This window comes from Mesorhizobium sp. ORM8.1 (assembly GCF_053005525.2).
Window position 1 is genome coordinate 3318794 of the sequence record NZ_CM132600.1, and the last position, 25474, is coordinate 3344267.

Here is a 25474-nt window from a genome sequence, read left to right on the forward strand (position 1 = left end):
GTGCCGCCCTTGGCACGGGACGCAGTTCAGATAAATTCCATCATCGAGACTGACCCAGTGACCGAAGCAGGACTTACCATGCTCAATCGGACTGCGGACAACGTTGCCCGGGCGACCCCGGAACCGTTGGCCCGCAAAGTCCGGGGCATCAGCGACAAAGGCCTCGCCTGGCTGTTCATCTCGCCGACGATCCTGCTGTTGCTCGCCATCAACATCTTCCCGCTTTTCTGGGCGATCTATCTCTCCTTTACCAACTATCGCGCCAACCGGCCGAACGAGGTGGTGAAGAACCTCGGGCTCGCCAACTATCAGCGCATCCTCGGCGACCAGGACATCTGGATCGCCATGCAGACGACGGCGCATTTCGTGTTCTGGACGATCCTTTTGCAGACGCTGATCGGCTTCACGCTGGCCTGGCTGATCGACCGGAAATTCCGCGGCCACGCCTTCTGGACGACGATCATCCTGGTGCCGATGATGCTGTCGCCGGCGGTGGTCGGCAATTTCTGGCGCTTCCTCTACGAGCCGCAGATCGGACTGTTCTCCTACGCTATCTCCTTCATCACCGGCATTCCGCCGACAAACATCCAGATGCTGTCCAATGTGGAGCTGGCGCCGTGGTCAATCATCATCGTCGACACCTGGATGTGGACGCCCTACGTGATGCTGATCTGCCTCGCCGGCCTGCGCTCCATCCCCGAATACATCTATGAAGCGGCCGAAGTCGACCGCGCCTCCAACTGGCGGCAATTCTGGTCGATCACGCTGCCGATGGCGCTGCCCTTCATCATGCTGGCGGTGCTGTTTCGCGGCATCGAGAACTTCAAGATGTTCGACATGGTCAATCTGCTCACCGGCGGCGGGCCAGGCTCGACCACCGAGGTCGCCTCGATCACGCTGAAACGGCAGGCTTTCGAGAGCTGGCGGACCGGCTATTCCTCGGCCTTCGCCATCATCCTGTTCGTCGCCGTGTTCGGCCTCGCCAACATCTACGTCAAGGCGCTCAACAAGGTGAAGCAGAGATGAGCCTGACCACCGCCCATTCCGTCGTCGCACCCTCGGCAAACTCGAAGCGCATTGCCGGCACGATCATCGTTCTCTACGCCTTGATCTCGATCGTGCCGTTGTTGTGGATCTTCGCCACCAGTTTCAAGACGCCGCCGGATTCGATCGCCTATCCGCCCAAGGTCGTCTTCCAGCCGAGCATCGAAGGCTATTGCAACCTGTTTACCACGCGCACCCGGCAGACGCCGGAATACATCAACTCGCTTGGCCCGGCGACCGGCTTCTGCGACGAGACGGTGCGCAAGCGCAACATGGTGATCGCCGGGCCGTCGAACTTCCTGCCGCGCTTCGTCAACTCGCTGATCATCGCCTTCGGCTCGACCTTCTGCGCGGTGTTCCTCGGCACGCTCTCAGCCTATGGCTTTTCGCGCTTCAAGGTGCCGCTGGCCGACGACCTCTTGTTCTTCATCCTGTCGACGCGCTTCATGCCGCCGATCGCGGTGGCGATCCCGATCTACCTCATGTATCGCGAGCTTGGCCTGTCGGACACGGCGCTCGGCATGATCCTGCTCTACACCGCGGTCAACGTCTCGCTGGCGGTCTGGCTGCTCAAGGGCTTCATCGACGAGATCCCGCGCGAATATGAGGAAGCCGCGATGATCGACGGCTATACCAGGCTGCAGGCGTTCTGGCGCACCGTGCTGCCGCAAGCGACCACGGGCATTGCCGCCACCGCGATCTTCTGCCTGATCTTTGCCTGGAACGAATACGCCTTCGCCGCACTTCTGACCTCCGGCACGGCGCAGACCGCGCCGCCCTTCATCCCGACCATCATCGGCGAAGGCGGCCAGGACTGGCCGGCGGTGGCGGCGGGCACGACGATCTTCCTGGTGCCGATCCTGGTCTTCACAATCCTGCTCCGCAAGCAATTGCTGCGCGGCATTACTTTCGGCGCGGTGCGCAAATGATCGATGTGGGAATAACAAACCGACGGCGCCACCGTTTCCCTTCTCCTCGTTCACGGCTACGGGATCGACACATTTGCGAACGCTTGGCGTTTAGCGATGGCGTGCCTGGCAAGCAGGCGCATGCATCGTCTCGCGCCGCGTCAGGTCGACCCCCACTCCGTCGAGCTTCGCTCGACACCTCTCCCGATCGACGGGGCAGAGGAAGGGCGCGAACTTCATTCAGCCAGACTCCCTTCCTCTCCCTCCGGAGGGGAGGTGGCGCTGCGAAGCAGCGACGGAGTGGGGGAACCACCTGGCAACCATCTCTCCCCTTGAACGGAGAGAAGGAAGGGAGCTACGCATGACGCGCCCCGCCATCTCCAGAAAACCATCATGGCCGCGCTGGGCAAGGCGCGGCCTGATGGAAAACATCGCCACGGCGCTGATCGCCATCGGCTTCCTGATGCTGTTCCAGCCCTTCGCGCTGGCACTCTACACCTATTCCTTCATCACCATGCTTGCCGGCACAGTGATGTTCATCATCGTCTCGAAATTCCCGGAATAATCATGGCCGAGATCCGCGTCCAACATCTGAGGAAGGCCTTCGGCGATTTCGTCGCCGTGCAGGATTCCAACTTCGTCGTCGAGGATGGCGAGTTCTTCGTCATGCTCGGGCCGTCCGGCTGCGGCAAGACGACGACGCTGCGCATGATCGCCGGCCTCGAACTGCCGACCGGCGGCCAGATCCTGCTCGGCGGCGACGACGTCACCATGCTGCGGGCGCGCGAGCGCGACATCGCCTTCGTCTTCCAGCTCTTTGCGCTCTATCCGCACATGAATGTGCGCAAGAACATCGGCTTTCCGCTTTTGGCGCAGGGCATGCCGACGGCCGAGATCCGAAGCCGCGTCGAGGAGACCGCCAAGCTCCTGCGTATCGACCATCTGCTTGAGAAATCAGTCTCTGGCCTTGCCGGCGGCGACCGCCAGCGCGTCGCGCTCGGCCGCGCCATCGTGCGGCGGCCAAAATGCTTCCTGATGGACGAGCCGCTGGGCACGCTCGATACCGAGTTCCGCGATCTTATGGTGCATGAGCTGCGCGAGCTGCATAACCGCATCCACGCCACCACGGTCTATGTCACGCATGACCAGATGGAAGCGATGTCGATGGCCGACAAGATTGCGGTGATGAACCACGGCGTCATCGAGCAGTTCGGCACGCCGCGCGAAATCTACGATCGCCCGGCGACGATGTTCGTCGCCGACTTTATCGGCTCGCCGCCGATGAACTTCCTGCGCTTCGGCGGCGGGCTCGCCAAGGGCGCGAAAGAGATCGTCGTGCAAGGCGCGAAAGTGTCCGTGCCGGAGGTGCGCGAGGACATCGCACCCGCCGACATGGCGCTGGGCATCCGGCCCGAGCACATCCGCTTCGACGACGGCTCGAAGCTGCGCGGCGCGATCTACGGCACCGAATATCTCGGCACCACGCAGATCGTCGCGGTTGAGACGGCCGACGGCATCATCAAGGCGCGGGTGCCGGCGGAAATCCACCTCAATCCCGGCGAACAGGTCGGGCTGTCCTTGAGCAGCGCTCGGCTGTCGCTGTTCGAGAAAGGCACTGGACGCGCGGTCCGGACCGCCATGCATGACACCGCAGCGGAGGCGCGTCATGGCTGACGTCCATATCCAGGGTGTGACCAAGAGTTTCGGTGAGACGGTCGCGCTCAGCAGTCTCGACCTGCAGATAAAGGACGGCGAGTTCGTCGTGCTGCTCGGCCCGACCGGCGCCGGCAAGACGACGACGCTGCGGCTGATCGCCGGGCTGGAGCGGCCGGACAGCGGCACGATCCGTATTGCCGGCCAGGATGCGACGACGCTCTCCCCGGCGGAGCGCGACACCGCTTTCGTGTTCCAGCAATATTCGCTCTATCCGCATCTGTCGGTGTTCGACAATCTCGCCTTCCCGCTGCGCTCGCCGGCGCGGCGTTTTCCGGAAGAGGCGGTGCGCCGCCGCGTCGAGGACGTGGCGCGCATGGTGCGCATCGACCACAAACTCGCAAACCGCTCGACCAAGCTCTCGGGCGGCGAGATGCAGCGCGTCGCCATCGGCCGCGCGCTGGTGCGCAAGCCGTCGATCTACCTGATGGACGAGCCGCTTTCCTCGCTCGACGCCAAATTGCGCGGCGATCTGCGGTTGGAACTCAAGCGCATCCAATCCGAGCTCGGCGCCACCATGCTCTACGTCACGCACGACCAGATCGAGGCGATGACCATGGCCGACCGTATCGGCATTCTTGCCAACGGCGTGCTGGTGCAGATCGGCACGCCGCGCACGATCTATTCCGAGCCGGCAAACCTTCATGTCGCGGCCCGCCTTGGCCAGCCGGCGATCAATCTCCTGCCGGCCGGCCTGCTGCCCGACGGCGGCGCGCCGGCGGGCACGACGACGATCGGCGCCCGCACCGAGCATCTGTCGATCGAGAAGGCGGCGAACGGTCATGCCGACGGCGTCGTCGATTGGGTCGAGCATCTCGGCGACCAGAACCACCTGCATGTCACGGTCGGGGCGAAGAAGCTGGTGACGCTGACCGATCCCGACACGGCGCTCGGGAAAGGGGACAAGGTGACGATCCGCTATCGCTCGCCGCTTTATTTCGGCTCGGATGGGCAAAGACTGATGTAGCCATCCACAGATTCGCACTGATTGACGACCACGCACTGGACGATATCCATGAAGCACTTTTTCAACCGCAAAGAGACGATCGTCACCGAGGCGCTGGACGGCTTTCTGGCTACCGCCGGTTCCGGCACGCTGGCGCGCCTCGACGGCTATCCCGAGATCAAGGTCGTGCTGCGCGCCGACTGGGACAAGACTAAGGTCGCCGTCGTTTCCGGCGGCGGCGCCGGGCATGAACCCTCGCATGCCGGCTTCGTCGGCTCCGGCATGCTGACGGCCGCGGTTTCGGGCGAGATATTCGCCTCGCCCAGCGTCGAAGCCGTGCTGGCGGCGATCCGCGCGACGGCCGGCAAGGCGGGCTGTCTGCTGATCGTCAAGAACTACACCGGCGACCGTCTCAATTTCGGCCTCGCCGCCGAAAAAGCGCGCGCCGAGGGTCTTTCCGTCGAGATGGTGATCGTCGGCGACGACATCGCGCTGCCCGACATCGCGCAGCCGCGCGGCGTTGCCGGCACATTGTTCGTGCACAAGATCGCCGGCCATCTGTCCGAAGCCGGTCACGATCTGGCCTCGGTCGCGACGGCGGCGCGCGCGGCGGCCAAGGATGTCGTTTCGCTGGGCATCTCGCTTTCCTCCTGCTCGATCCCGGGACAGGCGCATGAAGATCGTTTCGGCGCCAATGACGGCGAGCTCGGTCTCGGCATCCATGGCGAGCCGGGCGTCGAGCGCATCGCGCTGCAGAGCGCCGGCGCGCTTGTCGACATCATGACCGAGCGCCTCGCCGCGCGGCTCGATCCGGGCAGTCGCTGTGCCTTGCTGATCAACAATCTCGGATCGGTGCCGCCGCTCGAAATGTCGTTGATCGCCCATGCCGTGCTGTCGTCTTCGCTGGCGAAGGGCGTGGCGCTGACGATCGGTCCCGGACATCTGATGACCGCGCTCAACATGAACGGGTTCTCGCTGTCGCTCATCAAGCTGGATGCCGAGCGCGAAGCGGCGCTGCTGGCGCCGGTCGGCCCGCATGCCTGGCTGCCGGCGACGCCGGTGCGCGCGCCGGTGGTGGTAGCGATCGGCAAAGCCGCCGGACATGAGGCGAAGGCGGGCAGCCGCGACGCAGGCGCGGCGCATCTGATCACCGCCGTCTGCAAAAAGCTGATTTCGCTCGAAGAGCCGCTCAACAGTCTCGACGCCAAGGCGGGCGACGGCGACACCGGTTCGACCGTGGCGACAGGCGCGCGCAGCGTGCTCGACCGCATCGACGCGCTGCCGCTCGCCGATCGCGCCGCTACGCTCGCGGCGATCGGCGAGACGCTCGGCATTTCGATGGGCGGCTCCAGCGGTGTGCTGCTGTCGATTTTCTTCACCGCCGCCTCGCAGTCGCTCGGCACGGGCGCGTCGCTCAGCAAGGCGCTGCTCGCCGGCCTTGAGCGCATGACTTTCTATGGCGGCGCCAAGGTAGGCGACCGCACCATGATCGACGCGCTGGAACCGGCGCTGAAGGCGCTCGATGCGAGCGGGCTGGAGGCGGCTGCCAAGGCGGCGCGGCAGGGCGCCGACGCAACGGTCGCCATGCAAAGGCGAAGGCCGGCCGATCCGCCTATATCGGCACCAAGCTCGACATAGCCGACCCGGGCGCCTATGCGGTGGCCGAGGTTTTCGCCGCCGTGGCGGCGCTGTTCGCTCCGGCGTGAAGGACCAGTGATGGCCGATTTCTCCCGATTGATCGCGGCGACGGCGGACACGATCGCGGCACATGCCGAGGAATTGACCGCGCTCGACCAGGCGATCGGCGACGGCGATCACGGGCTGAACATGAAGCGCGGCTTCGAGGCGGTGCGCGCCGAAGCCGAGGGCTTCGCGGCCAAGCCGTTGCCCGAGGCGCTGAAAGCCGTCGGCACCAAGCTGGTGATGACTGTCGGCGGCGCCTCCGGGCCGTTGTTCGGCACGCTGTTCCTGGCGCTCGGCAAGGAGATGCCGGTAGAACCCGACCGCGCCGGGCTAGCAGCCGCACTGGGCAAGGCCATCGAGGCGGTGGCGGCGCGGGGCAAATCGCAGATTGGCCAAAAAACCATGCTCGACGTGCTGCAGCCGGTGTATGAGGCGCTGGCGCAAGGCAAGACGGCGGAAGAGATCGCCGACGCCGCCGACAAGGCGGCGGACGCCACAGTGCCGATGAAGGCCTTGCGCGGGCGCGCCTCTTTCCTGGGCGAGCGTTCGGTCGGGCATATGGATGCCGGAGCGCGCTCGACCGCGCTCTTGGTGCGCGCCGTCGCGGAAACTGTCGAGGGTCATTGATGAGCAATGTCGGGATCGTCATCGTGTCGCATTCGCCGCTGGTTGCCGAGGGCACGGCCGACATGGTGCGCCAGATGGTGGGCAACGAGGTGCCGCTTGCCTGGTGCGGCGGCAACGGCCATGGCGGGCTCGGCACCAGCGTCGAGGCGATCATGGGCGCGATCGACAAAGCATGGTCGGAAGCCGGCGTCGCCATACTGGTCGATCTCGGCGGCGCCGAGACCAACTCGGAGATGGCGGTCGAGATGATCGGCGAGCCGCGCTCGCACAAGATCATCGTCTGCAACGCGCCGATCGTGGAAGGCGCCGTGATGGCGGCGACCGAATCCTCCGGCGGCGCCTCGCTCAAGGACGTGGTGGCGACGGCGCACGAATTGTCGCCGGCGTGAACGAACGGGAATCGACTGAATGTCCGCATCCGCCGAAGCAACCGTTCTGATCACCCACGCCGTGGGCCTGCACGCGCGCCCGTCGGTGAAGTTCACCAAGCTTGCCAAGTCGTTCGCAGCCGAGGTGGAAGTGGCGGTGGCGGCCAACGGCCCCTGGCTCGACGCCAAGAGCATCGTCAAGGTGATGGCGGCCAAGGCGCCCAAGGGGACATTGCTGCATATCCGCGCCAAAGGTGACGGCGCGACCCAAGCGGTCGAAGCGCTGGTCGATCTGGTGCAACGCGACTTCGACGAGGAAGCGGACCATGCCCGGTCCGCGTAGCGCAAGCCGGCCTGATCCCCTGACCGCAAGGAATGCGCGCCATGCGGCTTGAGGGCATTCCAGCGTCAGCCGGCTATGCCGAAGGCCCGCTGTTCGACCTCGATCGGCCTCGATCCCTATACAGAGCCAAGGCGAGCGCGGCGGAAGAGAAGGAAGCGCTGGAACTGGCGATCAGTAAGGCAATCGGCCGGCTGGCCGCGCTGGCCGATGCCGCCGATGCGGACGCCGCCGGCATCCTCGAATTCCATGTCGCCATGCTGGAGGACGATGCGCTAAGCGGTCCGGCGCTCGCGTCGATCGGTGCCGGGCAGCCGGCGGATAGCGCGTGGCGGGCGGCGCTCGACGCCGAGATCGCCGGCTACGACGCTTCGGACCAGGACTATTTTCGCGCGCGCGCCGCCGATCTGCGCGACATCCGCGACCAGGTGCTGCGGGCTCTAAGCGAGGACGGCGAGGCCACGGCACCGCTCGGCGCCATACTCTATGGCGAGGACATCGCGCCGACGCGGTTCCTCGAGACCGACTGGAGCGCGGGCGGTGGCATCGCGCTCAGAGCCGGCAGCACCGCCAGCCATGTCGCCATGCTGGCGCGCTCGCGCGGCGTGCCGATGGTGGTGGGTCTTGGCGCCTCGGCCGAAACGGTCCAGGGACTTGCCCTGCTTGATGCCGAGCGCGGCGGGATCGTGTTCTCGCCGTCACCGGCCGAGATTGAAACCTTCCGGGAATCAGCCTGCTCTTTCGCCGACAGGCAGGGCGCGGCGCAGACCTTCCTGACCCAACCGGCAAAGACCAGGAGCGGAACCGCCGTGCGTGTGCAGGTCAACATCGCCTATCCGTCCGATGTCGACGGCATCGATATCGCGACCTGCGACGGGGTCGGGCTGATGCGGACGGAATTTTTGTTCGGCAAGACGCTTCCGGATGAGGAAACGCAATACCACGCCTATCGCAAGGTGCTGGAATGGGCGGGCGACAAGCCGGTGACCATCCGCACGATCGATGCCGGCGGCGACAAACCAATTGCGGGCTTTACCGTCGAGGAGACCAATCCTTTCCTCGGCCTGCGCGGCATCCGGCTGTCGCTCAAGCGGCGCGACATCTTCCGCGTGCAGATCCGGGCATTGCTGCGCGCCGCCATCCACGGCAATCTGAAGGTGATGTTCCCGATGATCGCCACTGCCGACGAATATGACCAGTCCGCCGCGCTGTTCGCGGAGGAACAGGCCGGGCTTGTCGCGCGTGGCTTGGCAAACAAGCTCCCGCCGCTGGGCATCATGGTCGAAGTGCCGTCGGTGGCGCTGATGCCGGAAGCCTTCGCCGATGTCGCCTTCTTCTCGATCGGCTCCAACGATTTGACGCAGTATGTGATGGCGGCGGCGCGCGACAATGCGGCGGTCGCGCATCTGAACAGCGTGCATCATCCGGCCGTGCTGCGGCTGATTGCTGCGGTCGTCGACTTCGGGCGCGAGAAGGGTATTCCGGTCAGCCTGTGCGGCGACGCCGGCGGCGATCCGGCGGCGATCCCGGCGCTGCTTTCGGCAGGCCTGCGCGACCTCTCGGTCGCGCCGGCTCAACTCGCCATGGCCAAGGCGGCCATCGCGAACGTCGCGGTCTAGGCGCCGCATGACCAAGATTGCCAAAACACCGGAGCCGGGATCGGAGGAAGCGATCCGTGCCTACAAGACGATCCTGTCACATGTCATCGACCAGCGCCCCTCCGGCATGCGGCAGCGCCTGGCCGATGCGCTCGGCAAACATCGCAGCTTCGTCACGCAGATCTCCAGCCCAACCTATTCGATCCCGATCCCCTCGAAACATCTGCCGGCGATCTTTTCCGTCTGCCATTTCAGCCAGGCCGAGCGCGACCAGTTCCTCGCTGCCTACCATCTGGCGCATCCCGGCAAGATGTCGGTCGCGGCAGGCATGCGTAAAACCAGGCATATCTCGGTCATCGTCCCCGATTTCGGCGACGACAAGCAGAACGCCGCGCTCGACCGGGCGGTCAACGATTTCATCCAGAAGATCACCAGCATCACCGGCAAGAGTGGCGGCTGATCTTGTTGCGTAAGACTGTGTCGGGAGGACACATGAAGAAATTCCTGAATTCGGTCGATACGGCGCTGACCGAAAGCCTCGATGGTTTCGCAGCCGCCCATGCCGATATCCTCGTGCTCGGCGAGGCGCACAAATTCATCCGCCGCAAGGCGCTCAAGCCAGGCAAGGTCGCGCTGATCTCGGGCGGCGGTTCGGGCCACGAGCCGCTGCATGGCGGGTTCGTCGGCCACGGCATGCTCGACGCCGCCTGCCCCGGCCAGGTGTTTACCTCGCCGACCCCGGACCAGATGCTTGCCGCCGTTCAAGCCGTCGATACCGGCGCCGGCTGCCTGTTCATCGTCAAGAACTACGAAGGCGACGTGATGAATTTCGACATGGCGGCCGAGATGGCGGCCGGCGTGCTGCAAGTGGTGACCAATGACGACGTCGCGGTCGAGAATTCATCCTATACGACCGGGCGGCGCGGCGTTGCCGGCACGCTGGTGGTGGAAAAGATCGTCGGCGCCGCCGCCGAGCAAGGCATGGCCCTGCCCGACCTCAAGGCGCTTGGCGATCGCGTCAATGGCGCGACGCGCTCGATGGGCGTGGCGCTGACCAGCGGCACCGTGCCCGCTGCCGGCAGGCCGACCTTCGAGATCGGCGATGGCGAGATGGAGTTCGGCGTCGGCATCCATGGCGAGCCCGGCCGCCGGCGCGACAGCTTGAAAAGTGCGGATGCCATCGCCGAGGAAGTCTGCGCGGCGATCACCGGCGATCTCGGCGATCGCGCGAAAGGGCCGGCGCTGCTGCTGGTCAACGGCTTCGGCGGCACGCCGTCGATGGAACTCTATCTGATGTACAACAGCGCCCGCAAAATCTTCGAGAAGCAGGGCGTGACCGTGACCCGCTCGCTGGTCGGGTCTTATGTGACCTCGCTCGACATGGCCGGCTGCTCGATCACGCTGACCATGCTCGACGACGAGACCACAGCACTGTGGGACGCGCCGGTGCATACGGCAGCGCTGCGCTGGGGACTGTAGCAACCCGGCAGAGCCTAAGTTGCGAAATTCCTATACTAGGCCGGCGTCTTCGACGCGACGGCTCCCACGCTGGACAGCTTGCCCGCCTTGTGCAGCACCGGTGCCTGATACTTCTTCTTGATCATTTTTCGCCTCCTTCAAACCCAAGTCCGGTAGAATGCAGGAAATTCGCTCGCACTGTCAATTCATGGCATCGCTTTGCTTTCGCATTGCTGGCGTCCCTGATGCTTTTCTGCAACCATATCCACGATATATGTCTTCCACGAACGAATGCCGACCGGATTGATGCTGCCATCTCTTTCGCCTGCCGACGAAAAACTGCTGCTTAGTTTCGCCGATCCTGATGCCTCGGCGATCTCGGGCAAGGAGCTTTCGGCAAACGGCCTGCTGGCGCTGCTTGCCAATGCGGAATTCCATGGCGTGCTGCCGATCATGCTGCGCAAGCTCAGGGAACTTGGCGACGCCAGCTTGCCTCAAGACCCGGCCTTGCAACAGAAGCTCGCCGAGTTGCGCGACCAGGCGACGATGGCGACCGGGCAGGCGATGCTGCTGCAGTACCATGGCGATCGCATCATGAAGGCGCTGGCGGCGAAGAACGTCTCGGCCCGGATCGTCAAGGGGCCGGTGTTCGCGCGCAAGCTCTACCGCCAGCTTGCCGACCGTCCGTTCACCGACATCGACATCCTTGTCGAGCCCGCCAGCATTGCCGAGGCCAACAGGACCATTGCCGAATGCGGCTTCGAACTCGGCAGCGACGAGGCGGAATCGCACGAGCTGCAGGAGTTCAAATGGCTGGAGAAAGAGAACTCCAGCCTGTTGATCGAGCTGCATGGCAATCTGGTGCACGACACCGGCATGCGGCGCCGGCTTTCGCTCGGCTTTCGTGAATTGCAGGCGATCGACGGCGGCCAAACCGATACGCCGGCGGCGCTGCTCACCATCGCCATCGTCCACGCCGCCGGTGGCCACAAGTTCCACCGGCTGCAATTGTGCGTCGACGTGCTGCAGGGCGTGCGCGCGCTGAAATCACCGGAAGAGGAAGCGCGTGTGCTCGAGGCCGCTCGGATGACCGGCATCGAACTCGAGCTGGCGACTGTCCTCAACGTGACCGGGCGCCTGTTCGGCGCGCCGCGGGCGATCGAGCTCGCCAACCGCATCAGGCCGGACCTTTCGATACGGCTCGCCAAATGGCTGATCACCGGCAACATGCTGCTGCGCGTCAACTCGCGCGACAAGATGCGCTCGCGCCTGAGCCGCGATGCCTTCCGCTGGGTGCAGCGGCTTGCCCGGCAAAGACCGTATCCGGCCTGAGCGCGGAATGGAAAACCCGCTCTCGGCCGTTTTCGTCACCGAGGTTTCCTCCATCACCGCCCCTATGCTGGCAAGCTGGGTAAACAAAGGCCATCGCATTGCGGCAATCGTCGTGCCTGGTCCACGTGCCGGCAAACACCGCAGTTTCAGCACCTTGCGCCGCCGCTTGCGCCGAAGGTTTGCACTGAGGTCTCAGCTTCGGCGCGTGATGCCGAGGCTGGTGGAACTCGGCCCGTCCAATGACTGGGATGCGATCAGGCAGCAAATCGGCACATTTGGCGCCGACCTGCTGGTCTGTTTCGGATATGGCAAACTGATCCCGCAAACCGTTCTGGAGTTGTTTCCCAAAGGCGGCCTTAACCTGCATCCTGCGCTTTTGCCGCACTATCGCGGCCCTCATCCGATGCATCGGCTCGTCATCGACCAGATGCACGACACCCATGGCGGCGTCACCTTGCACAAGATGACCGCCGGCTTCGATGAAGGCGATATCCTTGCGCAGGTGGGATTTGCCGCCGGCGATTGGCGCTCGGCGGCTACAGTCTCCAAAGCCCTCGCCGATGCGATGGCCACGCTGGTAGCTCATGTGGTTCCGGAGTTCTGTCGCGGCGACCTTGCCGGGGCGCCACAGGCGGACGGGGCGTATGTCTGGGCGCGTCTTAAGCCCGATCCGCTGATCGTCGGCTTGCAAACTTCGAGCGAGCATGTCGCCCGCCTGTGCCGCATCATCGGATCGAGCGTTTCGGTCAATGTCCTGATCAAAGGTGAGCCGGTCCGGTTGGCTCAGCCTGTACGACGCCTGGGCCCGCCGACCGGCCAAGCGCCGAAACACCGATGGGGACTGGTAGAGTTCGACTGCGCCGACGCGCGCGTCGTCCATCTCGCCTATGGCAAGCTTTCCCGGCTGTTGTTGCGATGGCAGTCGAGACGCCGCCGGACCGGACAAGGGCCACGATCTTTCGACATCAAGCGTTTTGGCGTGACGGACTGACTACCTTCAGCTTTGCAACGCCGCCTGGATCAGCGCGGCCGCGTCCGCCGGGCTCTTGCCGACTTCCAGCGTGAAGGTCGGGATCGTCTTCACCAAGACCGCGATCGTCGCCATCCGCCTTTTCTGGAGCGGCAAGAGACCGGTCATGCCGGTCCGCACATTGTCGGCGGCAAGCGCCACCATGGCATCGGTCCTCGCCAGCGGCAGCAGCCGGGTCTCGCCATCGGCCGAACGTGCAAGGTGCAAGACCGCGGCAACCGGCCTGGCGCGAACATCCTTGACACGGATGATCTCGCCGAGGCGTTCCAGCGAAACCGCCTGTTCGTCCTCGACGTTCCAGGTGTCGCCAAGACAAGGCGAGACGAAGGGCAGCATCGCCGCCGTGTTGCGGTGGATCTTCACCTGGCGCGGCATGCCCCAAGCCGTAACGCCAGCCGGCGCCGCGGCGAGGATCATGACATCGTCGGAACAGAGGCCGAAGCCTTGCGACGCCAGGGCCAGCGACGTCGTCGACTTGCCGGTGCCGCTCGGCGCGTGGATCAGCACGAGCGCCTCGCTGTCGGGCAGGGTGAGTCCAGCCATATGGAGCATATGCTGTCCGCCGGCATCGAGCGCGGCGTCGATCACCATCATCAGCAACGTCCACTTGATCTTGCTGTCGGGATGAACGCGGATTTCGGCCCAACGCTGCTCGTCGTGGATCGAAACCGTCTGCAGGCCGGGAAAGATCAGGTGAAAGACGGCGCCAGCGTCGATCATCCGGCAATGGCCGTCGACCGGCACCTCGCCGTCGAAAGCGAGCTTGCCTTCGGGGCTCTCGTGCAATTCCAAGGTTTCGATGATGTTGACGCGAAAGCCGGGCTCGACGGCTTCGCTGATGCGCAAGGAGCCGAGCGTCAGGTCGAAGTTCGGCCAGAGATCGGCGCGCGCGGCGGTTATGCTGATGACCTGGCCCTTGAGGTCGTAGCTGAAGGTCTGATCGGTCAAGCGGCGGGCGCCTTTGCGCTGGATGGGTGGCGGTAGATTTCCACCATGCCGGGCTGGCTGTCGCTCACCACCGGCTTGCCGTCGAGACAGACCCAGCAATGCGCCGACAGGCGCGGTTCATGCATCGATTTCGCATCGACACCGAAATGCAGAGCGGGATCGAGACCAGCCATGCGCAGGAAGCGAAACCCGAGCAGGCCTTCCCTGAGACACCGGCGGTCGCGCATGAACCAGGGGCGCCGTACCGTCCGGTTGACGCGCTGCACGATGTAGGTCCAGGGCAAGTCGCGATAGGGCGTAGGCAATTGCAGCGGCGCCAGTTTCAACACGCCTTCGAAATCGCGCCGGCCGACAAAAGCGGGCATCAGCCGCGCGCTGAGCCACAAATGAGCGCGAAACAGCGCGCGTAGAAACGGTCCGTCAGCCATTATGCGCCCGGATCGGCGAGGATGCCTTCCGCCACCAGTTCGGCGGCAAGTGCAGCCATGTCCTGGTCGAGCGTCGCCTTGTCGATTTCGAATTCATTCGAGAGCAGGCCGACGATCTGGTCGAGGCTGCGCGCGCCGTCGACCTTATCGAGAAAGGCTTCTGTCGTATCGTTGCACGTATAGAGCTGTCCGCTGCGCGCCAGAAGCACCACGGCGCCATCGCCGACATGCTGCACCGAAGCGTCGTCGGCCATGCGCAGCACCGTTTCCGAAACTATTTCAGCCATACGCCCGCTCCACTAGCCGCAGGTCAATTAGCGCGGCATCGTGGCGCCGTCCATAACCCGGCACAATAACGAAGACACAGTCCCCAGGCAGACCTGATGTCTTCAGCCTTTCGGTCCGACCGAGCCACTTAGACCGGCAACGACGCTCGATAGGCGCTCTCGCTTGACCAATTTCGGCTTTTCGCAAGTTTTCTTCATCGAAACCCCCGATAGACAATCCACATCAGGAGGATGACGGCTGGCTGTGCAGGCTGTCAAGACGACGGACGTTCGGTAGTGGGTCAGTTTGAAATTTCCCCGAACGGCTGGGGATCATGCCTTTGGTGGGCCAGGTAGGAAGAGCCCAAATTTTAGTTTGTTGTATATCAATATCATAGCGGCGCCGAAGGCGAATATGACGACCATAAAAGGAAATCGGTATGGCCTAAACCAAGTCGGGAAGAAGGGGAAACCGACTTGAAGTGGAATGATGATCGCGCTGCAAATGTAAACAACAATGTTGCGGAAGTTGAATTGCTGTGGTCGTTTCTTCACTTTTGGTCCGCTTTCGTCGCGCTTATGCCTCTATGCTATAGCAGTTTTCTCGCGCTTTCTATAGGGACCGCGCACTACCGGCTGGTCGGCTTCTTTCGCCTCGATCAGCGCAACGATGTCGCCAATCTCCCAAAGTTTGTCGGTCACGCCAGCGGCCATTGCCGGCGTAACGCGTAAACTGACCCACTATCGACTTTCGCTCGACTTGCCATCCTTCCCTTGAGTAAGCTATGACTCCGCCGGGCTTTGGGGAGTTGATCGTATATGCGTTACAATTGGGAACGGGCTCCGACGGCGTTCGAACGCCATCGGAAGGCACTGGCTGCCGCTATTCTGATTGCCGGCGGCGTGGGGCTGATGCTGGCGGCATTGCCGCTTTAAGCGAGTTGCATTTCAGGTGGCCTGATGGCGCTTCGTCCGGAAGCGGCGTTTGCCGGTGGCGTGGACGGCAAAACCGGCTTAAGGCTGCTCCCAGGCAACGAAATGTTCCTGGGAGGAATGAATGGCCTCACGCTACCATGAAGTCTATGCGGGCTGGAAACGCGACCCCGTAGGATTCTGGGCCGAGGCGGCAAAGGCAATCGACTGGTATTCGCCGGCCGAAACCACCTTCGATCCGAGTGCTGGGGTCTATGGCCGCTGGTTCGTCGGCGCCACCTGCAACACCTGCTACAACGCCCTTGACCGCCACGTGGCGGGCGGACGGGCCGACCAGCTGGCGCTGATCCATGACAGCGCCATCACCGGCACGGTCAAAGAATTTACCTATGCCGAACTGAAGCGCGAGGTGATCGCGCTGGCCTCGGTGCTCAGGCATCGCGGTATCGGCAAAGGCGACCGCGTCATCATCTACATGCCGATGGTGGCGGAAGCGGCGATCGCCATGCTCGCCTGCGCGAGGCTGGGCGCCGTGCATTCGGTGGTGTTCGGCGGCTTTGCCTCGCACGAGCTCGCCACACGCATCGACGACGCCAAGCCGAAGCTGATCATCACCGCCTCCTGCGGCCTGGAGCCCGGGCGCGTCGTCGCCTACAAGCCGCTGCTGGACAAGGCGATCGAGATATCGAAGCACAAGCCCGACGCCTGCCTCATCCTGCAGCGCGAGCAACTGCGCTGCGAGATGAAAGACAATTACGATTTCGACTATGCCGACGCGGTGGCCCGCGAACGCGCGGCCGGCGCCAATGTCGACTGCGTGCCGGTGCTCGCCACCGATCCGCTCTACATCATCTACACCTCCGGCACGACCGGCCAGCCGAAAGGCATCGTGCGCGACAATGGCGGCCATATGGTCGCGCTGAAATGGACGATGGACAACGAGTTCGGCGTGAAGCCCGGCGAAGTGTTCTGGGCGGCTTCCGATGTCGGCTGGGTGGTCGGCCACTCCTACATCGTCTATGGGCCGCTGCTGCATGGCGCGACCAGCGTGATGTTCGAAGGCAAGCCTGTCGGTACGCCGGATGCCGGCACCTATTGGCGGGTGATTGCGCAGCATGGCGTGGTGGCGCTGTTCACCGCGCCGACCGCCTTCCGCGCCATCAAGGGACAGGATCCCCAGGGCGAGTTCGTGCCGAAATACGATTTGTCGAAGTTCCGCACGCTGTTCCTTGCCGGCGAGCGCGCCGATCCCGAAACCATCAAATGGGCGGAGCAGAAGCTTGAGCGTCCGGTCGTCGACCATTGGTGGCAGACCGAGACCGGCTCGCCGATGACCATCAATCCGGCCGGGCTCGGGCTGCTGCCGGTGAAATACGGCTCGCCCGGCGTGCCGATGCCTGGCTACGACATCCGCATCCTCGACGATGCCGGCCATGAGGTGCCGCGCGGCACGCTGGGCAACGTCGTGGTGAAGCTGCCGTTGCCGGCGGGCTGCCTGCCGACGCTGTGGAACGCCGATGCCCGTTTCCGCCAGGCTTATCTCGAGGAGTTCCCCGGCTTCTACAAGACGGCGGACGCCGGCCTGATGGACGAGGAGGGCTACCTTTATGTCATGGCCCGCACCGACGACATCATCAATGTCGCGGGACATCGGCTCTCGACCGGCGCCATGGAAGAGGTGCTGGCCGCGCATCCCGATGTCGCCGAATGCGCCGTGATCGGCATCGCCGATGCGATGAAGGGCCAAATCCCGCTCGGTTTCGTCGTGCTCAATGCGGGCGTGTCGCGCGATACCGACATTATTGAAAACGAGGTGGTTGGACTGGTGCGCGAGCGCATCGGCCCGGTCGCAGCCTTCAAGACGGTGGTGACGATCAAACGTCTGCCGAAGACCCGCTCCGGCAAGATCCTGCGCGGCACGATGCAGAAGATCGCCGACAAGGAAGACTGGGCAATGCCGGCAACCATCGACGATCCCGTGATTCTCGACGAGATCACCGCCGTGCTGAAGGGCCGTGGCATCGGGGTGTAGGTCGGCGCGGCGCCGCCGCTGAATTCATCCCGCAGTGCGATCGGCTGTTGTGCGATGCAGCAATAGCCCCTAAACATCGTGTGGGGGGCCATTCCGAAGGCACGGCATGGCTCAGCACAAAACGACATTCGGCGGTGTCGACATATTGCGTTTCCTGGCTGCCGTCATGGTGATGTTCTATCACTATGGCTTCTGGGTCTGGGCGTTTCCCGACGGCATTTCGGCGCGCGCCACCGGCGGCATTCCGGCGCATCCCGAAATGGGTTTTGTCGGCTCCGGCTGGGTCGGCGTGCAGGTGTTCTTCGTCATCAGCGGTTTCGTCATCGCCTTCAGCGCCGAGAAGTCGACGCCGCTCAAATTCTTCGAAGCGCGTTTCAGACGGCTGGTGCCCGCGGTCTGGGTCTGCGCGCCAATCTCGGCGATCGTGCTGCTCATGGTCGGCCTGTCCTGGCCGACGGACGCCGTGATCCGGCTTATCCGCACAGGCCTGTTCGTCCCCTTCGATCCTTGGGTGGACAGCGTCTATTGGACGCTCGGTATCGAGATCGCCTTCTACGCCATCGTCTGGATCCTGCTGCGGCTCGGTCGGTTCGACCTGATGGAAAGCATCGCCATCGTCATCGGCCTCGTCAGCACGTTGTTCTGGTGCGCCTATTTCGCCTTCGGCCTGACCGATCTCGCCGAAACGCGCTGGCTGCAGCTGACGCTGGTGCATCATGGCGCCTTCTTCGCCGTCGGCGTGCTGATCTGGCTGATGCGCTTCAAGGCACTGACCATGCCGCGCCTCGCCTTCTGCGGACTGTTTCTCTTCGGTGGCGCGCTGCAGATCGCCAGCTCGGTCGATGTGCACAGCATCAAGGTCGAGACCGTGATGCCCTATGCGCCGCCGATCGTCGTCTTCCTGACTGCGATCGCGTTGATGGCATGGTCGCTGCGCCTCGACCTCTCCTGGAGCGGCTGGCGTCGCATCGGGCTGATGACCTATCCGCTTTACCTCATCCATGACGTCGTCGGGGCGGCGATGCTGGGCGCGCTGATGCGGGCCGGCTTGCCCTATCTTGCCGCGATCCCGATCGTCGGCGCAGCGATGATCGCTGCGAGCTGGCTGATCGCAGCCGAGGCGGAGCCGCGCATCCGGCTGCTTCTGGACCACACGCTGTTCCGCTACCGGCTGAAGGCCGCCTGAGCGTCCGCCCGTCGGGCAATTGTCGCGCCATCAGGGGCGGCGCGTTGTCGCGGTGTGGAATTGTTTGCATTCCACATGATATCGAGGCGCAGTCCCAATGCGAACATCCGAGCCTCAATCCGTGAACCTGTTCCAGCGATCGAGACGACCCCGCGCCGCGCCGCGTGAACGGCTCGTCATCGAAATGCGCGACACCGTGGTCTACGCGATCGGCGACGTGCATGGCTGCCATGACGAGCTGCGCGCGCTCGAGCAAAAGATCGTGCTGGACGCGCAGCAGTTCCGCGGCCGCAAGGTCATCATCATGCTCGGCGACTATATCGACCGCGGACCGAACTCTCGGCGCGTGATCGAACACCTGATGGCGCCGGCTCCGAAAGGCTTCCTGCGCGTCTGCCTTGCCGGAAACCACGAGGTGGCGCTGCTCAACTATCTCGACGGCTATCTGTCGCGCGAACCCTGGCTCGGCTATGGCGGACGCGAGACGCTGTTCTCCTACGGTGTCGACCCCGGTCGCCTCGCCAGCCTCTATGCTTCAGGCGAGATCGACGCGCGCATCCGCGAGGCTATTCCGGCCAGCCATGTCGACTTCCTGCGCACGCTGCCGATCATGGTCTGCTCGGAGCAATTCGTCTTCGTGCATGCAGGCATCAGGCCCGGCGTCACACTCGAGGCACAGGACGAAGACGATTTGCTCAACATCCGCGAGGCGTTTTTCCAGGCGGCGCACCGTCTCGACCGCTGGGTGGTGCACGGACACACGATCGTGGACGCCCCACTGCGTGACGGACGCCGCGTCGATATCGATACCGGCGCCTTCCGGACGGGACGGCTGACCGCGCTCAGGATCGTCGGCAAATACGGCCGGCTGCTGTCGTCGGAAAATTAAGGAAGAGCGTCGTGGACTCCGCATGGCGAAACACTGCTGCGACGCCATCACACGGCGGCGGCGGCAGCTTCTCCGCTCTCAGGTCTGCGCAAGCCCGGCCTCGGCGGCGGCGCCATAGGACAGCAGGTCGCCTTTCCATTGGCTGCGCTTGAGGAACTGTTCCCAGGTCAGAGCATTCGGATCGATCTTCCGACTCCAGGTCAGATCGCGCTCGGGGGCGTAGTAGCCATATTCGACCGCGTATTCGACCATGCCCACCAACTCGCGCACGAGATGCTCGTTGCCGGCGAAACCCGGAAAGTGACGCAGCAAGTCTTCGCGCGAATATGCAGAGGCATAGCGCGCGCGCCTTCCAGTGACGCGTACAAACGTATCCACCATTTGCCGCGCCGAGATAAACTCGCCAATCACCGGCAGGATTTTGCCGGTGTACCGCGCCGGGTGATCGAAGATCTCGCGCACCGCCGGGCCGGCCGCGGTGAGCGGGTCGCAGAAAGGCATGGGAATATCCGGCGGCAAGTACATGGCGAACGTTATGCCGTCCTCCCCACCCCGCGGCACGTAGTACTCCAGGAAGTTGGTGTAATAAAACGCCAGGTACACAAACGAGCTGCGGACGGGTAAGCCGCGAATGTAATCCTCGATCTTTGCCTTGTCCGTGAAATGCGGCGCCCACTTAGTGCCGCCGGTGATCGCTTCGACATTTTCAAGCCCGCTGAAGACCACGTGTTCGACGCCGGCGGCCACCGCCGCATCGGCCAGCTCCTTGCCGAGATCAAGCTCGGGCTCCGCCGGCGGCACCTTGACGATGGGCGGCGTCATCAAGAACGCGCCGGCCGAGCCTTTCAGTGCCTCGGTCAGTTCGGCCTGCCTGCCGAGTTCAAGGGGCGCCACCACGACTTCCGCACCCTTCTTCGCCAGGGCTTGCGCTGGCTGGCTGTCGAGACGGCGCGTCAGGGCGCGTACGCGGTAGCGCCCGCTGTCGAGCAAGGAGCTGGCGACGCTGCGGCCCTGCTTGCTCGAAGCCCCGACAACGGTGATCAGAGGTTTGGAAGTATTGGCCTGGCTCATGCTGGCATCCTGGTTTGAGGGCGAAACCGCGTCCGCCCCGATAGACGCCCACGGCGGGCTTGCCAAAGGGCGCGCCCTAACGTTCTGGCTTCGGCAACAAGTGTCGGCTGCTCCACGCTATTTTTGAAATCGTAAAAATTTTCAGCTACTATCCATTTCATGGATACCAAGCGTCTGGATCTCAATCTGTTGGTTACGCTGGAAACGCTGCTGATCGAGCGCAACGTCACGAAGGCGGCTGCCCGACTGCATCTGAGCCAGCCAGCGGTGAGCGCCCAGCTCAACCGTCTCAGGCAAGCGTTCGGCGACCAACTGCTGATTCCCGGCCAGCGAGGGATGACGCCGACAGTCAAAGCGATGGAGCTGCTCGATCCGTTGCGCCAAGCCCTTGATCAGGCTCGCGCCACGCTCACCTCGCATCGGAACTTCGATCCAGCGAAGGCCAAGCTGACCTTCGCAATCGCTTGTACAGACTATCTGCAAGCTGCGCTGATCAAGCCGCTCGCTGTGGAACTCAGGGCGCGAGCGCCCGGTGTTCGCATCGCGATACGCAATCTGGACGTAGCGCAGTTGGAGCCGCAGATGGCGCGCGGCGATGTGGATCTAGCGCTGATGACGCCGCAAGCCGCCCCGCCAAGTCTTCGCACCCGACATCTGTTCGATGAGCGCTATGTGCTCATCGGCCGCCGGAAGCATCCGCGGCTGCGGGAAGGAATCACGGTCGCTGAATTTGCTCGGTTGGAGCAGGTGGTCGTATCCTTGGACGGCGGCGGCTTCATAACGCCGGTGGACAGCGCCTTGGCTGCTCTCGGACATAAGCGTGAGGTGGTGCTCTCCGCGGCTTCGTTCCTGTTCGTCCCGGAGATCGTGTCCAATTCGGATTTCGTCGCGCTGGTCCCGGAGCGGCTGGTGCGTGGCTCTGCGGCCAAGCTCGAAGTGATGGAGTGTCCATTTCCCGTTGAAGGCTTTGCGGTGGGAATGGTGTGGCATGAGCGCGGTCACGGACACAGCGGCCAGCGCTGGATCCGTGAGGCTATCGTCTCGCTTGTCGCTCGCCAATCCTCGTCTCGGACGCGCGATGCTCACCGATAGACGGGTTCGCCATTTCATCGAAATGCAGAACCGCTGTCCTTTGGTACTGGCGGGCGCCGGTACGGAAAAACCGTTTCACAGTTTTCCCGGATTGCTTCAGGCCGCCTGTTTGGCGCGCGCTTCCGACTTTTCCAGATAGTAGGTCGAGTAGCGGTCGAAGAACCTTTCCGAGCCACCGAGCGAGCCGTATTTCGCCAGCTTCTTCAGGTCGACCTTGTTGAGCACCGCGCCAACGATCTTGTTGGCGATATAGGGTTCGGCTTCCAGCAGCGAGCGCACCATGGCGCGCGGCGTGCGGCCCCATTCGGTGACCATCACGAAGCCGTCGACCAATGGCGCGAAGGCCTTGGCATCGACAACGGGCCCGAGCGGCGGCAGGTCGACGATGATGTACTCGAACGTCTCCTTGGCGTTCTCGACGAAGCGCCGCATGCCGGCGGAGCCCAGCAGCTCGCTGGTGTGCGAGAACTGACCGCGCAACACAGCGGGAATGATGGCAAGCTTCGTCTGGCGGTCGACCTTGCCGACCGACTGCCAGGTCTGTCCGTTGACCACCGCTTCCATCAACCCTTGCTCGGCTTCCATGCCAAGGCTGCGGCTGAGGCCGGGATTGCGCAGATCGCCGTCGATCAGCAGTGTCTTGGCGCCATTGGCGGCAAGCAGGCCGGCAAGGTTGGCCGCAACCGTCGACTTGCCTTCGCCAGGCAGCACCGAGATGACGCCGATCACCCGGCTGTTGCGATCTTCCATCACCACATCGAAAGCGATCTTGGCGTTGCGCAGCGTCTCGGAGAACATCGAGGCCGGCGCGTCGATGCTGACGCGCATGCGAGCCCGTTTCTCGGCGGCCGAGAGGCTGGCGACCTTGCCGTCGGCGGGCAGGTCGTCGGGCTTGGCATCCTTGGCCTTACCGCCGCCGATGGTGGGCAGATAGCCGAGGAATTTCAGGCCGACGCGGTCGCGAATGTCCTCGCCCGTCCTGAAGAAGCGCTCGTTGAACTCATTGAGGCCGCCGAAGCCGGCGCCAAGCATCAAGCCCAGCACCAGCGAGAGCGCCACCACACGCAAGGTACGCGGGCTGGAAGCGGCAAGCGGCATCGTCGCGTCCGAAATGATGCGGACCTTGCCGACCGGGAAGGACTGCTGCTGCGAGGCTTCCTCGTAACGGCTGAGGAAGGTCTGGTAGAGCGTGGTGAGCGCCTGCGCCTGCTGGTCGAGTTCCTTCAGCTTGACCTGCGACTGGTTGTCGATCGAGCTCTTGCCGGCGGCGGTGCTGATCTTCTCGCGCATCGCGGTCTCGCGCGCCTGCGCGACCTCATAGTCGTTGCGGTAGCTTTCGGTAAGCTGCTTCAACTGGCCGAAGATCTGCGCCGAGACGTCCGACTTTTCCTTGGCCAAGGCTATCGCCTGCGGATGATCCTTACCGAAATTCGTCTCGACATCCTGCAATCGCTTGGCGATGGCGAGATAGCGCGTCTTGAGTGCGATGATGACCGAGCTGCTCGGCTGGTCGGCGCCGATCGCGGAATCGTTGAAGGCGCTTTCCGAGCCGCTGTCGACGATCGCCTTGTATTGCTGATAGCGGGCGCTGGCGCGCGCCGTGTCGGCCTGCGCCACGATCAGCTGGGCATTGAGGTCGGAGAGCTGCTTGTCGCTCATCAGCTGGCCGTCGCTGTTGGCGGACAGCCCGTGCTCGGCCCGGAACTTTTCCACGGCAAGCGCCGCTTCCTGCGAGCTTTGGCGAAGCTCCGACAACCTGCCCTGCAGCCAGACGGCCGCCCGCTCGGTGGCGTCGAAGCTGGCGTTGAGCTGGTCGGCGAGATAGGCGTCGGCATAGGCCTTGGTGATGGCCGTGGCCAAAGCAGGATCGGCCGCCTGGTAGCCGATGGAAATCACATAGCTGCGGCCGTTGCGCTGCGCCAGCACCTCGCTTTGCAGCTTCAGCACGGCGTAGTCGTGCGTCGCCGTCTTGATCATGGCCTCGCGCGTCGCTTCGTCGACATTTTCCATGCCGGGGATCTGGTCAGCAGAGCTGCCGCGGAAATAGCCGATCGCGCCGCGCAGGAAACCGATGCCCTTGACCAGCGCCGACTCAGGCGGATTCATGAAGGCCGGGTTCTGGTCGAGCTTGAGCTTGTCGACCACCACCGAGGCCAGCCGCGCCGAGGTCAGGATTTCGATCTGGCTGAGCATCGAAGAGTCGGTCTGCATGGTAGCCGAGGCCGCCGAAATGTCGTCGACCACCTTGTTCAGGCCCTCGTCGATCAGGACGCCGGCGACCGACGTATATTGCTTGGGCGTGGTCTGCAGATAAATCACGCCCAGGAACAACCCGATCATGGCGCAAACCGCCACCACCTTGGCTTGTCTGGAGGCCATGCCAAGCAGACGCTCGACGTCGATGAAGTCTTCACCCTTTTCCTGATCGGCGCTGGGCAATGGCATCCTCTTGTCGAGGGGGAAGTTGGCGTAGTTCATCTTCGGTCCAATTCCAGGTTGCAGGCGCTATCGGCCTTGGTAGATCGGCGTCATGACCAGAAAAGACCGCGCGACATTAACGCCAGGAGCGCGCTAGGCCCGGAGGCTCGAGCGCACCGGCGTGGCTGCCGCGCCATCGCAATTTCGCATATGCACCCAAAACATGGGCATTATGCGGCTACTTCCCGGCGCTCATGCGACCGCACGAATTGCTGCAGCATTTCCAGGACTGGTCCCTTCATGTCGTCGCGCGACAAAGCGAAGGCGATAGTGGCCTCAATGAAGCCTTCCTTGGAGCCGCAGTCGAACATGCGGCCTTCGAAAGGCTGGGCGTAGAAAGGCTGGCTCTGAGCCAGGCGCACCATGGCGTCGGTGAGCTGGATCTCGTTGCCGGCGCCGCGCTGCTGGTTGCCGAGCAGCGCGAAGATTTCCGGCTGCAGCACATAGCGGCCGTTGATGTAGAAGTTCGACGGGGCGTTGGCGGGCGCGGGCTTTTCGACCATGGATGTCACCTCGAAACCCGAGCCCACTTCGGCGCCGCGGCCAACGATGCCGTATTTGCTGGTCTCGGACGGATCGCAACGCTCGACGGCGATGACATTGCCGCCGGTGCGTTGATAGAGATCGACCGTCTCGGCAAGGCAGCCGCGTCCGCCAAACGACACCATGTCGGGAAGCAGCAGCGCGAAGGGTTCGTTGCCGATCACGTCGCGGGCGCACCATACGGCATGACCGAGACCCTGCGGCGACTGCTGGCGGATGAAGCTGGTGGCGCCGGCCTCTGGCAGCAGGCTTTCCAGCGACTCAAGCTGGGCCTTCTTGCCGGTCTGTTCCAGCGTGCCGATCAATTCAGGATGCAGGTCGAAATAGTCCTCGATGACCGCCTTGTTGCGACCGGTGACGAAGACGATGTGCTCGATGCCGGCCTCGAACGCCTCGTCGACGGCGTATTGCACGACAGGCTTGTCGACAACGGGAAGCATTTCCTTCGGCATCGACTTGGTCGCCGGCAGAAACCGCGTTCCGAGCCCCGCCACCGGGATGACTGCCTTCCTGACTTTCTGCATCTGCTATTCCTTCTGAGAGAAAAGATTTCTACCTATC

Annotated in this window: 24 protein-coding genes and 1 pseudogene; 19 read left to right on the top strand and 6 right to left on the bottom strand. The window is 63.7% G+C overall.

Going from position 1 to position 25474, the window contains the following annotated elements:
* The first annotated feature begins 78 nt into the window (after window positions 1–78).
* The 14 genes and pseudogenes from ACVDG8_RS16710 (at window position 79) to ACVDG8_RS16775 (ending at window position 13008) form a co-directional block, all read left to right on the top strand.
* A complete protein-coding gene (locus tag ACVDG8_RS16710) occupies window positions 79–1026 on the top strand; it encodes a carbohydrate ABC transporter permease (protein WP_447255643.1) in 948 nt (315 codons plus the stop codon).
* A complete protein-coding gene (locus ACVDG8_RS16715) occupies window positions 1023–1973 on the top strand; it encodes a carbohydrate ABC transporter permease (RefSeq protein ID WP_447255644.1) in 951 nt (316 codons plus the stop codon). Before ACVDG8_RS16710 ends, ACVDG8_RS16715 begins: the two co-directional genes overlap by 4 nt.
* Before the next feature lie 340 nt (window positions 1974–2313).
* A complete protein-coding gene (locus tag ACVDG8_RS16720) occupies window positions 2314–2517 on the top strand; it encodes a hypothetical protein (RefSeq protein WP_447255645.1) in 204 nt (67 codons plus the stop codon).
* Between the two features lie 2 nt (window positions 2518–2519).
* Window positions 2520–3626, top strand: a complete 1107-nt coding sequence (locus ACVDG8_RS16725; RefSeq protein ID WP_447255646.1) for an ABC transporter ATP-binding protein — start codon at window positions 2520–2522, stop codon at window positions 3624–3626.
* Window positions 3619–4632, top strand: coding sequence for an ABC transporter ATP-binding protein (locus ACVDG8_RS16730; RefSeq protein ID WP_447255647.1), 1014 nt, complete (start codon window positions 3619–3621; stop codon window positions 4630–4632). Before ACVDG8_RS16725 ends, ACVDG8_RS16730 begins: the two co-directional genes overlap by 8 nt.
* Before the next feature lie 48 nt (window positions 4633–4680).
* Window positions 4681–6317: pseudogene (locus ACVDG8_RS16735) on the top strand (dihydroxyacetone kinase subunit DhaK).
* 10 nt (window positions 6318–6327) lie between these two features.
* Window positions 6328–6921, top strand: a complete 594-nt coding sequence (gene dhaL, locus ACVDG8_RS16740) for a dihydroxyacetone kinase subunit DhaL (RefSeq protein WP_447255649.1) — start codon at window positions 6328–6330, stop codon at window positions 6919–6921.
* Window positions 6921–7310, top strand: coding sequence for a dihydroxyacetone kinase phosphoryl donor subunit DhaM (gene dhaM, locus ACVDG8_RS16745; protein ID WP_447255650.1), 390 nt, complete (start codon window positions 6921–6923; stop codon window positions 7308–7310). Before dhaL ends, dhaM begins: the two co-directional genes overlap by 1 nt.
* Before the next feature lie 19 nt (window positions 7311–7329).
* The gene (locus tag ACVDG8_RS16750; RefSeq protein WP_447255651.1) at window positions 7330–7632 is read left to right on the top strand and encodes an HPr family phosphocarrier protein; all 303 of its coding nucleotides are present in this window, start codon (window positions 7330–7332) and stop codon (window positions 7630–7632) included.
* A 41-nt stretch (window positions 7633–7673) separates the two neighbouring features.
* Entirely contained in the window at window positions 7674–9248 is a 1575-nt protein-coding gene (gene ptsP, locus ACVDG8_RS16755; RefSeq protein ID WP_447255652.1) for a phosphoenolpyruvate--protein phosphotransferase, read from the top strand.
* Window positions 9249–9255: 7 nt separating this feature from the next.
* The gene (locus ACVDG8_RS16760) at window positions 9256–9687 is read left to right on the top strand and encodes a hypothetical protein (RefSeq protein ID WP_447255653.1); all 432 of its coding nucleotides are present in this window, start codon (window positions 9256–9258) and stop codon (window positions 9685–9687) included.
* Between the two features lie 32 nt (window positions 9688–9719).
* A complete protein-coding gene (gene dhaK / locus ACVDG8_RS16765; RefSeq protein ID WP_447255654.1) occupies window positions 9720–10706 on the top strand; it encodes a dihydroxyacetone kinase subunit DhaK in 987 nt (328 codons plus the stop codon).
* Between the two features lie 285 nt (window positions 10707–10991).
* On the top strand, window positions 10992–12017 hold the full coding sequence (locus tag ACVDG8_RS16770) for a nucleotidyltransferase family protein (RefSeq protein WP_447255655.1): 1026 nt from the start codon (window positions 10992–10994) through the stop codon (window positions 12015–12017).
* A gap of 7 nt (window positions 12018–12024) precedes the next feature.
* Complete coding sequence (locus tag ACVDG8_RS16775) at window positions 12025–13008, top strand: formyltransferase family protein (RefSeq protein ID WP_447255656.1); 984 nt, start codon at window positions 12025–12027, stop codon at window positions 13006–13008.
* A gap of 6 nt (window positions 13009–13014) precedes the next feature.
* Here ACVDG8_RS16775 and ACVDG8_RS16780 read toward each other — a convergent pair whose 3' ends face one another.
* The 3 genes from ACVDG8_RS16780 to ACVDG8_RS16790 are packed head-to-tail and all read right to left on the bottom strand — an operon-like array spanning window position 13015 to window position 14710.
* Window positions 13015–13995, bottom strand: coding sequence for a serine kinase (locus ACVDG8_RS16780; protein ID WP_455707791.1), 981 nt, complete (start codon window positions 13993–13995; stop codon window positions 13015–13017).
* Window positions 13992–14423, bottom strand: coding sequence for a lasso peptide biosynthesis B2 protein (locus tag ACVDG8_RS16785; protein ID WP_447255658.1), 432 nt, complete (start codon window positions 14421–14423; stop codon window positions 13992–13994). Before ACVDG8_RS16785 ends, ACVDG8_RS16780 begins: the two co-directional genes overlap by 4 nt.
* On the bottom strand, window positions 14423–14710 hold the full coding sequence (locus tag ACVDG8_RS16790) for a PqqD family protein (RefSeq protein WP_447255659.1): 288 nt from the start codon (window positions 14708–14710) through the stop codon (window positions 14423–14425). The genes ACVDG8_RS16785 and ACVDG8_RS16790 overlap by 1 nt, the downstream gene beginning before the upstream one ends.
* 456 nt (window positions 14711–15166) lie before the next feature.
* Here ACVDG8_RS16790 and ACVDG8_RS16795 point away from each other — a divergent pair, with 456 nt between their 5' ends.
* The 4 genes from ACVDG8_RS16795 (at window position 15167) to ACVDG8_RS16810 (ending at window position 19729) form a co-directional block, all read left to right on the top strand.
* Window positions 15167–15421 (top strand): hypothetical protein, encoded by a 255-nt coding sequence (locus tag ACVDG8_RS16795; protein ID WP_447255660.1) that lies wholly within the window; start codon window positions 15167–15169, stop codon window positions 15419–15421.
* Between the two features lie 325 nt (window positions 15422–15746).
* Window positions 15747–17654, top strand: coding sequence for a propionyl-CoA synthetase (locus tag ACVDG8_RS16800; RefSeq protein ID WP_447255661.1), 1908 nt, complete (start codon window positions 15747–15749; stop codon window positions 17652–17654).
* 106 nt (window positions 17655–17760) lie between these two features.
* Window positions 17761–18840 carry an acyltransferase family protein gene (locus ACVDG8_RS16805; protein ID WP_447255662.1) on the top strand — a complete coding sequence of 360 codons (1080 nt, stop codon included), beginning with the start codon at window positions 17761–17763 and terminating at the stop codon, window positions 18838–18840.
* A 121-nt stretch (window positions 18841–18961) separates the two neighbouring features.
* On the top strand, window positions 18962–19729 hold the full coding sequence (locus tag ACVDG8_RS16810; protein ID WP_455707792.1) for a metallophosphoesterase family protein: 768 nt from the start codon (window positions 18962–18964) through the stop codon (window positions 19727–19729).
* Between the two features lie 78 nt (window positions 19730–19807).
* Here ACVDG8_RS16810 and ACVDG8_RS16815 read toward each other — a convergent pair whose 3' ends face one another.
* Complete coding sequence (locus ACVDG8_RS16815) at window positions 19808–20800, bottom strand: NmrA/HSCARG family protein (protein WP_447255664.1); 993 nt, start codon at window positions 20798–20800, stop codon at window positions 19808–19810.
* A 159-nt stretch (window positions 20801–20959) separates the two neighbouring features.
* Here ACVDG8_RS16815 and ACVDG8_RS16820 point away from each other — a divergent pair, with 159 nt between their 5' ends.
* Window positions 20960–21892: a LysR family transcriptional regulator gene (locus tag ACVDG8_RS16820; protein ID WP_447255665.1), complete on the top strand. Its 933-nt coding sequence runs from the start codon at window positions 20960–20962 to the stop codon at window positions 21890–21892.
* A 96-nt stretch (window positions 21893–21988) separates the two neighbouring features.
* Here the strand turns inward: ACVDG8_RS16820 and ACVDG8_RS16825 are convergent, their stop codons facing one another.
* Window positions 21989–24370: a polysaccharide biosynthesis tyrosine autokinase gene (locus ACVDG8_RS16825; RefSeq protein WP_447255666.1), complete on the bottom strand. Its 2382-nt coding sequence runs from the start codon at window positions 24368–24370 to the stop codon at window positions 21989–21991.
* 170 nt (window positions 24371–24540) lie between these two features.
* On the bottom strand, window positions 24541–25437 hold the full coding sequence (gene galU, locus ACVDG8_RS16830; RefSeq protein WP_447255667.1) for a UTP--glucose-1-phosphate uridylyltransferase GalU: 897 nt from the start codon (window positions 25435–25437) through the stop codon (window positions 24541–24543).
* Window positions 25438–25474 lie beyond the last annotated feature (37 nt).